At 30.7% G+C, this 9,438-nt stretch carries 8 protein-coding genes and 1 pseudogene; 3 read left to right on the plus strand and 6 right to left on the minus strand.

Annotated elements, in window-relative coordinates:
* Position 1: 1 nt before the first annotated feature.
* Entirely contained in the window at positions 2-847 is an 846-nt protein-coding gene (pheA, locus tag MK115_RS06810; RefSeq protein ID WP_287610510.1) for a prephenate dehydratase, read from the minus strand.
* Between the two features lie 52 nt (positions 848-899).
* On the opposite strand from pheA, the gene MK115_RS06815 reads away from it, so the two are divergent.
* Positions 900-1,418, plus strand: a complete 519-nt coding sequence (locus MK115_RS06815; RefSeq protein ID WP_025882416.1) for a DUF1997 domain-containing protein — start codon at positions 900-902, stop codon at positions 1,416-1,418.
* Here the strand turns inward: MK115_RS06815 and MK115_RS06820 are convergent.
* Positions 1,404-2,021 carry a ribonuclease HII gene (locus MK115_RS06820; protein ID WP_287610514.1) on the minus strand — a complete coding sequence of 206 codons (618 nt, stop codon included), beginning with the start codon at positions 2,019-2,021 and terminating at the stop codon, positions 1,404-1,406. The two genes, MK115_RS06815 and MK115_RS06820, sit on opposite strands and share 15 nt — an antisense overlap.
* A complete protein-coding gene (locus MK115_RS06825) occupies positions 1,978-3,792 on the minus strand; it encodes an Rne/Rng family ribonuclease (RefSeq protein WP_287610516.1) in 1,815 nt (604 codons plus the stop codon). The genes MK115_RS06820 and MK115_RS06825 overlap by 44 nt, the downstream gene beginning before the upstream one ends.
* 298 nt (positions 3,793-4,090) lie before the next feature.
* Here MK115_RS06825 and MK115_RS06830 point away from each other — a divergent pair, with 298 nt between their 5' ends.
* Together MK115_RS06830 and clpS are read left to right on the plus strand one after the other, a co-directional pair.
* Positions 4,091-5,317 carry an LL-diaminopimelate aminotransferase gene (locus tag MK115_RS06830; protein WP_287610518.1) on the plus strand — a complete coding sequence of 409 codons (1,227 nt, stop codon included), beginning with the start codon at positions 4,091-4,093 and terminating at the stop codon, positions 5,315-5,317.
* 32 nt (positions 5,318-5,349) lie between these two features.
* On the plus strand, positions 5,350-5,667 hold the full coding sequence (clpS, locus tag MK115_RS06835; protein WP_032516031.1) for an ATP-dependent Clp protease adapter ClpS: 318 nt from the start codon (positions 5,350-5,352) through the stop codon (positions 5,665-5,667).
* 15 nt (positions 5,668-5,682) lie between these two features.
* Here the strand turns inward: clpS and MK115_RS06840 are convergent, their stop codons facing one another.
* The 3 genes and pseudogenes from MK115_RS06840 to MK115_RS06850 all read right to left on the minus strand — a co-directional run.
* Positions 5,683-7,302, minus strand: coding sequence for a photosystem II high light acclimation radical SAM protein (locus tag MK115_RS06840; protein ID WP_287610519.1), 1,620 nt, complete (start codon positions 7,300-7,302; stop codon positions 5,683-5,685).
* 106 nt (positions 7,303-7,408) lie between these two features.
* Complete coding sequence (locus MK115_RS06845) at positions 7,409-8,500, minus strand: glycosyltransferase family 2 protein (protein WP_287610520.1); 1,092 nt, start codon at positions 8,498-8,500, stop codon at positions 7,409-7,411.
* Between the two features lie 41 nt (positions 8,501-8,541).
* A pseudogene (locus MK115_RS06850) lies at positions 8,542-9,438 on the minus strand (dolichyl-phosphate-mannose--protein mannosyltransferase); the annotation flags it as partial.

Genomic DNA, 9,438 nt, shown 5'->3' on the forward strand with positions numbered 1-9,438 from the left:
ATTAATCTAGTTCAACATTTTCAGAAAAATAATTTCCAAAATCTACAAAATTCTTGCAAAGTGGCTTTAACTTATTTTTTAATTCAAGAAAATTTTTAATGTTATTTTGATTATTGATTTCTAAATCAATATAAATTATGTATTCGCCTAATTCTCTTTTTGAAGGTCTCGATTCAATTTTACTCATATTAAATCCAAAATCTGCAATATAATTTATAGCTTTAAGCAAAGCACCAGGTTTATTTGAAATTAATGAGAAAGCAAAACTGGCAATATTAGCTAAATTTGAATTTGATTCCTTGCTCAATAAAACAAATCTAGTGCAATTACCTGGAACATCATTAATAGGAAAGGCTAATTCTTTAAGTCCTTCGATTTGAATTAATGATTTTGAACCGATAGCAGCTCTGAATTTACTCCCCTTGATCATATTGACAGCTTCTGATGTTGAATTTGTTGGGAGAGGAATTGCATTTGGAAGATTCTCAGATAACCATTCTGAACATTGAGCTAATGCTTGAGGATGAGATAATACTTCTGAAATGTTTGAAAGTTCTCCATCACTAATTAATGCATGTTTTATAGGTAAAACAATTGCTTTATTTATAAAAATTTCAGGAAATTTCCAAAGGGCATCTAGAGTAGCTGTAACTCCCCCTTCTACAGAATTTTCTATAGGGACTACAGCAGCATCACAATTGTTGTACGCTATTGATTTAATGACCGAATGTAACCCATTACATGGTACAAATATAGGTGTCTGAAAATTGGCAAGCTTTGATAATATATGAGCTGCTTTTTCTGCGTATGTTCCTTTAGGACCTAAATATGCAACTTGTTTGCGCATGATTAATTGTAAGAAAAAAAGAGATCAAATAAGCATTGGAGGAATATAGAAAATGCTATTGTCTTTTGATGCTAAACAGAAACTAAAGCTTTCTGTAACACGTAATAAAGAATATCTTTCTAAATATCTTTTGGAAGAAGAAAGAGTTGTTGGAGCAATGCTTGACTCCAAAAAATTAGTACCAGAAGGAGTAGGTAGATATAAGTATACAGTAACAAGTTTTAAGGTTTTTCAATTAGATATTAACCCTGTTGTCTCAATTGCGGTAGAAAATAAAGATGGAATTTTAAAAATGAGTGCCCTTGAAAGTACATTGGATGGTTTGGGGATGATAGATGATTTTAATCTTATTTTGAAAGCGAATTTGGAAGCAACTGATATTGGTTTAGAAGGTGAGGCGCTTCTTGGGGTATCTGTAAGCCAACCCCCTCTACTGAAGCTGGTACCAAAGAAAATTTTGGAATCTACTGGTCATTCGGTATTAAATGGGATTCTGTTGGGTATAAAGTCAAGGGTTCAACAGCAACTAGTAAAAGATTTTTTAGATTGGTGTGAATTAAATAAGATTTGATTTTTTTAAAAAACTTTTCCTATGAAGTTTAGTTATTCCATTTTTTTTGATTAATGAAAGATGCTCTCTGGTTCCATAACCTTTATTTTTAAATATCAAGTATCCTGAGTATTTTTTTTCTAACCTCTCCATTAGATTGTCGCGAGAAACTTTGGCAACTATGCTTGCTGAAGCTATCGAGATAAACTTTGAGTCTCCAGATACTATGTTTTTCTGAATTCCGTTCCATGGCCTTAATAATAAGGGGCCATCAATTATTAATTCAGATGGCTTTTCTTTTAATTTTTTTAAAGCTCTTATCATTGAAAGTTCTGTCGCAACTCTGATACCTAACTTATCTATTTCTCTAGCCGAAGATTGCCCAATTCCATAATCTGAAGAGAGTAATAAAATTTTTGGTAAAAGTAATTTTCTTTTTTTGGGAGTTAGTTTTTTACTATCTGTTACTCCAAATTGTTTCAAGATGAATTTATTCTTTTCAGTCAATACTACAACTGCTGAAAAAACTGGACCAAAAATTGCTCCCCTTCCAACTTCATCTATTCCAACTTCGAATACTTTATTCAATGCTTGCTGAAGATCTTCTTCTTTTTTTTCTTGCATTGTTTAGCTCATCTGTAAGTTCAATTTCATCCTTTTTATCTGTAAATACAACTTCATTATTTTCATTAGTTTTATTTGTTGATTTATCTTTAGAATTTGCATTTGCTTCAATTTTAATTTGAATCTTTTCTTCTCCCGATTTTGAGATTTTTTTAATTTGTTTTGCTTTTGTTTTTTTATTATCTAAGGGTTTTTCCGTTTCTTTATTACTTTCTTTTAAACGCACAAAATTATTGCTGGTGAGATATTCTTTACCTAACTTTATAAGTGGATTAATACCTAATTGACTGAAAACAATTTTTTCTTCATTAGTAAGATCAACTGTTATTATATTTTTTTCTTTTGAATTTGATTGGTTCAAATTATCATTATCATTTTCTTTTTTATTAGAAGAATTCTCTTTACTTAGGTCTTTGGAGTTAATTAATTCCTTGTCAATTATTTTTTCCTGCTCATCAGTTGATTGATGTATATCTGAGGATTTTAGATTGTTTGATTGATTAGATTTATTTTCAACATTTTTAATTTTTAAGTTAGAAATTTCGTGATTTAATATATTTTCTACATGTCCGGTACCATCGCATGTAGAACATTTTTTACCGAATAATTCATATATATTTTGACCTTGTCTTTTTCTGGTTAACTCTACTAAGCCTAATTCAGTAAGCTGAGCTATTTGAGGCCTAGCAGAATCATCTTTTATTGCTGAGGTAAAATGCTCAAGTAACTGAAATTGATCTCTTCTAGATTCCATATCAATAAAATCTACTACTATAACTCCACCAATATTTCTTAATTTCATTTGTCTTGAGATTTCAACTGCTGCTTCGCAGTTTGTCCACAAAACGGTTTGTCTTGAGTTGGCGGATCTTGTAAATGATCCAGAGTTTACATCGATTACTGTTAAAGCTTCAGTAGGTTCGATAATGATATAACCTCCCGAAGGAAGATCTACTCTCGGCTGGAGAGCTTTTTGAATTGTTTTCTTAATTTCGTACTTTTCGAAAATATGTTGGTTTAAACTGTTATCGTGAAATTCAATATCTATATCAGATTCATAATTTATTAAAAAATCTTTTGCCCTTGCAACTGAAAATTTACTATCAATAATTATGCTTTTAGTTGATTCTTTAATATGATCTCTTAAGATCTTAAGAGAGAAATCATCATCTCTTTTTATTAAATTTGGCGGATTAGAAGCTTCAGAAACTTTTAGTACATTTTCCCATTGTTGAATTAATTGTTCTAAATCTTCAATTAGAAGTTCTTCTTTTATTTTTTCAGCCTCTGTTCTAAATAACAAGCCTGTGCTGGGTGGTTTTATTAAAACCCCAAGAGCTTTCAAACGGCTTCGTTCTGTTTCTGTATTTATTTTTCTTGAAATATTTACTCCTTGGCCATATGGCTGTAATATCAAGTATTTTCCTGGGATTGAAATACTTCCGGTTAGTCTGGGACCTTTAGATCCTGTGGGTTCCTTTATTACCTGTACTAGAACTTTTTGTTTTGGTTCTAGTAATTCAGTTATTCCAAATGTCCCTTTTTTAAGTCTTAGTGGACCTAAATCTGAAACATGGATGAATCCATTTTTCTCACTTTCACCAATATTTATAAAAGCGGCATCAATGCCAGGGAGAACATTTTCAACTGTTCCTAAAAAAATATCGCCAATTTGATATTGACCTTGTGCGACGATTAATTCATCAACTCGATCATCTGTGAGTAGTGCTGCAATTCGAGCCTGCTCAGCGATGATAATTTGCTGAGACATATAATTGATTCTGAATGATTTGGATTTTGAAAATCATCTAAATTAAAGAATTAGATTTTATCTTTTAATAAAGCAAGTTTTTTATAGCTTTTATTTTTTACTTTTTAAAATTAATAAAGTTAATAGTGATTGAATTCTGCTATTTATAAAGCTTTAAACGATTTTCAAACTAATTGAAATTGAATTCATAGCTATGATTATCTCTTAAATTAACCATAACTAAAATAATATTAACATCTAATCACCACTAAAGCACGTTGATACATTATTCTAATATTGGTGAAATTTTTTATCTAAAGTGGTTCAAGTAAACGAAAATTATTTAAAACTCAAAGCAGGCTATTTATTCCCTGAAATTGCTAAAAGGGTAAAAATATATTCTCAATCAAATAAGAGTGCTGAAATTATTAAGCTTGGCATAGGAGATGTTACAGAACCATTACCTAGAGCATGCATAGAGGCTATGGGTAAAGCTTTAGATGATATGGGAACAACAGATGGTTTTAGAGGTTATGGACCAGAACAAGGTTATTCTTGGCTCAGAGAAAAAATATCTGAGCATGATTTTATTTCGAGAGGCTGTCAAATTTCACCTGAAGAAATCTTTGTTTCAGATGGTTCTAAATGCGATAGTAGCAATATTTTAGATATTCTTGGCAAAGATAATTCAATTGCTGTAACAGATCCTGTTTACCCTGTTTATGTAGATAGTAACGTTATGACAGGCAGAACTGGAGATGCTCTTGAAAATGGTACTTATCAAGGATTGACATATCTTGCAATAAACGAGGGGAATAACTTTCTGCCAGAACTACCTGAAAAAAAAGTTGATATTTTATATCTTTGTTTTCCTAATAATCCGACTGGAGCAACGATTAATAAAGCAGAATTGAAAAAGTGGGTTGACTATGCTCTTCAAAACAAATCTCTAATACTTTTTGATGCAGCTTATGAAGCATTTATTCAAGATAATGATATTCCACATTCAATATATGAGATTGAGGGAGCAAAGGATTGTGCTATTGAATTTAGATCTTTTTCAAAGAATGCAGGATTCACTGGAGTTAGATGTGCTTTTACAGTAATACCTAAAAATCTCAAAGGTTTGAGCTCAACAAATGAGGAAATAGACTTATGGCCTCTTTGGAATAGGCGACAATCTACAAAGTTCAATGGAGTAAGTTATGTGGTTCAGAGAGGAGCAGAGGCTGTTTATTCTCTTGAAGGGAAGAAACAGGTGAGAGGTTTAATTGATTTTTATATGGAAAATGCAAAAATCATGAAAAATAAACTTCAGAATGCAGGATATAAAGTTTATGGTGGGGACAATGCTCCTTATATCTGGATTAAAGTTCCAGATCAAATGACATCTTGGGACTTTTTTGATTTCCTTCTCCAAAAAGTTAGTGTAGTGGGAACACCTGGGAGCGGATTTGGATTAGCAGGAGAGGGTTATTTTCGCTTGTCAGCATTTAACTCACGATCAAACGTCCTTGATGCAATGGAAAGAATAATTAATATATAATTATTAGTACAATTTAAACTCTAATAAATTTAATGCTATCTATAAAGTTAGAACAAAGTGTAAATAATAATTCAGCAGTGATTGAAAAGAAACCTGCTGAATTAAAAAATAAATCTCCAAAATATAAGGTTTTACTTCATAATGACCCAGTTAATTCTATGGAGTATGTCACTATTTCACTGCGAGAAGTTGTTCCGCAATTAAGTGAACAAGATGCTATTGCAATAATGCTTGAAGCACACAATACGGGCGTGGGTTTAGTAATTGTTTGTGATTTAGAGCCAGCAGAATTCTACTCAGAATCATTAAAATCTAAAGGAATTTCTAGTTCAATTGAGAAAGAGGATTAATAACGGTTGAATTTATTATTTAGAGTGAGCTAATTTCCTTTCTGATAAAGGACGGACTTTTAGGGATTCTTTTAAGGAAGACTTTCCATATTCTCTCTCAAGAATGTCGATAACTGTTTTACCAAATTCGTCTTCTGGATTATCAAAAGCTTCTAAGCAAACCTGACCAAGTTTTTTCCCTAGTGAGCCTGGATTCCAAAGAAGTTTTCTCGCTGTCCAGGGCATCATGCTCATTGGATTATAATTTGGCTTCAAAATTTTATGTTCCAAGGCGTACTTCTCAAGAAGAGTGTGAGGTTGCAAACCTATAAAGAATATAGCTGGATCAACTAAGCCTTTACCAAAAATATTTTCTAATTCTCTATGGTAAGCAATTGTTTGTCTTATGGTGCTGGGCGTTTCATCAAAAACATTAAATGAATAATTGACTGAAACATGATTCTTGAAACCTGATTTGACTAGCATTCTGCAATTATTTAATACAGTTTCAAGGTCATACGCTAATCTCATTTTTCTAACAAGTTCTTGAGATCCCGAGGTGATACCTATTTCAAAATAGCTCATACCTGTATCAACCATAAGCTGAGCTAGCTCAGCATCAATATTATCTGCTCTGATGTATGCAGCCCAATTAATATCGTCCCAGCCTTGGTCCTTAATTGCTTGCAAAAGTGTTTTTGCATCTTCAATATGTTTTTTGGCTGGAATAAACTGTGCATCTGTGAACCAAAATCCCCTTACTCCAAGATCATATAATTGCTTCATTTCTTTGATTACTTCGTTAACAGGATTAACGCGAACCTGCTTCCCCTCCACAACTGTATAAACACAGAAACAACAATTATGAGGACAACCTCTTTTTGTTTGTACCCCTACGTAATAATCGCCACCTTCTATATACCAATCGAATTCAGGCCATATTGATTTAATATATTTATAGTTGCAGGCAGTTTTAACAGTGCCTGAAGGTTGTTCATGTATTAATTTGTTCCGAGGTTTTTGTCCAGCAATGTAACATCTTTCTTCCTCTATTGAATCTCCTCTAATGATTTTTTCTATGAGATTTTCTCCCTCTCCAACTGAAATAACAGTTCCTTTTGGGAGTAGATTTCCCAATTGTTCATAGAAGACACTAACAGCCCCACCTCCTAAAATTACTTTTACATTTTTATTGTATTTTTGTGCTCTTTTTAGTCCCATCTTGACTAAAGAAGTATTTCTATATATTTCTCCATAATGAGATGCAATTAATTTTAATCCTCCCCAAGAACCTCTAATTTTTTTAAGGATATTTTTTGAGTAGAAAACTTCAAAAGAGTTTTGTAGGGGATTTCCACTTCTACCATCAACAGGTGCATAAATTTGTATATCTCTCCATGAAAAAATGATTAGATGTGGTCTAAATTGATCAATTTTTCTAGCTAAATATTTGGAAACTTTATTAGATGGAATTATTGCTAGATCAATGAATTGCTGCTCTAAACCTGGAAAACATTTATGAATATGGTCTGCTAAATAAATAGGTCCTATTGGAAATATTGGATTACATGGCAATCTTACAGTTAGTATTTTTCCATAGTGCTTTCTTTGGTAATTTTTTTTATTTAATTTTTCGAACTTCAAATTAAAATTCATGTCATGAAATTTAATGAATTTATTTCTTTTAAGAATCTAACTACTTTATTACTAATTTGGAGAAATTAAAAATCCTAAGAAAATACTCGCGAAAATTTTATTTAATTCAGATATCAGAAATCATATAAATCCAGCATACTTTGAGAAGTTTTAATCCATCTATCCATCTAGATATATTTGGTGCTCCAGATTTTCTAGCGTAATATCTAACAGGATAATTTAGTATTTTAATGTTATTGTTCGCAGCTTCAAATATTATTGTAAAGTCTCCAAATGGGTCAGACTTGGAATCCCAACTTCCGTTTTGTTTCATAAGTTTAAAGAATTTTCTTGAAAAAACTTTTGTTCCACAGAGTGAATCTGATACAGGCTTATTTATGAGAATTGATAGAAAAATTGCGAAGAGTCTATTTCCTATATAATTTGCCCATCTCATCGCATCTTTTTCCATTGGAAAAGTTGTGCGGGCGCAATTAATTAGGATATTTTTATTTTTGGTTGATTCCATAATTGCTGCAATACTGTCATCAATATCTACAGTAAAATCACTATCAATTATGGCGAGGGTCTCACCTGAAGAAATATTAAATCCCTCCACGACTGCATTTTTCTTCCCTTTAGAAGTTTGTTTTAAAAGAGATATCTTGAAGAAATTTGAGAAATTTTCTTTTAATTCTTTCAAAATGTCATATGTATTATCATTGCTATTACCTTCAACAAATATAATTTCTAATTTATTGGGTATATTTTTGAATTTATTTAAAGCATTAATTAAAAGTTCTTTATTACCAGCTTCATTTCTTGCAGGAATTACTATTGATATTAAATGTTCAGAAATATTTTCACTATATTTATAAAAAACTATTTCGAGTTCATAGGCGAGTTGTTTTATGATTGGTATTTTCCGAAAAATATTTTTAATAGATTGTGGAATTACCTTAGTGGGCATAGGAGTTAGTTTTTTTGCTTTCCATCTAATTGATCTGTAGTTATAAATTTCTGCTAGAGATTCAATATCGCATAAAGTTATTCTTGCTTTGCTAGTAGTTTCTCTAAAAATTCTTGAATCTAATCTTAGCCATCTAGTGATTGGCTCCCAAGTATTACCACGGACTTTAATAGAAATAAATTCGTTATTGTCTTTGAATAATTGATGAAGTTTATTATTAGTTAAATTCCAACTATTAACAGATCTCATTATTAAAGATTACAAACGACATTCCATTATATATGGATTATTTACTTTTTTAATATTAATTTCCATGGATTTAAAACATCATTTTCGTATATCACTTCAAAAGAATCATCATTATTTTTTATTGTTTTAAGGTCAGTTGTCCATGCTAATTCAGATTTTTTTAACTGATTAATACTTTCTAATCCCCTACCTAATTTAGGAGTTGATAAAGAAATCCTTATGATTTTTGATTGCGATCGAGAGTTGTTGATTCCTTTTTTATCAACCATGATCGTTTGATTTTTTACTAAATCAAGGGATGAAACATATTCCATTTTCTCTCTTAGTTCTCTAGATCTATCAGTGAATAAACCTGATTGCAAAATAAATGAAGTGAATAAGTAAGGCCCAATTATGAGAGTTATTAATATTTCTTTGAACGAATTTTTATGTTTTATTAATGACCAAGATAAGCCGAAAGATAATAATCCAAGAATTATAAATGTATTTTCCTTTGTATTAAAGTTAATTGAATCTTTAAAGAAAAAATAATATGTGAAAGTTAGAGCAAATATAAATAATGGAATTATTTTTGAAGTCATAAATATAAAAAATCGACTATATCTATAAGAATTGAATAAATATTTTATTCCTACATAAGTATTTAATGAAAAAATAGATGAGATTTGTAGAGTATAGTAGGGTGTTTTTGTAGAGAAAATGCTAAGGGTCGCTACTAAAATTAAGGGAAAAAAAGCAAGTATATATTTATTCTCTTTACTTTGAGAAATATTGTATATTGTGCCAATAATTGCGAAAAAACTCCATGGCAGAAATGTTACGGGTACATTCCAGAAATAATAATAGAAAGGATTTGTGAAATTATTTTTACTTGATAGAACGTTAAACTTTTCAAATAAGTAAAAAATAATATTTTTGTCTAAATACTGTTTTATAGA

Source organism: Prochlorococcus sp. ALOHA_ZT_50, assembly GCF_022447305.1.
Lineage (GTDB): Bacteria > Cyanobacteriota > Cyanobacteriia > PCC-6307 > Cyanobiaceae > Prochlorococcus_A.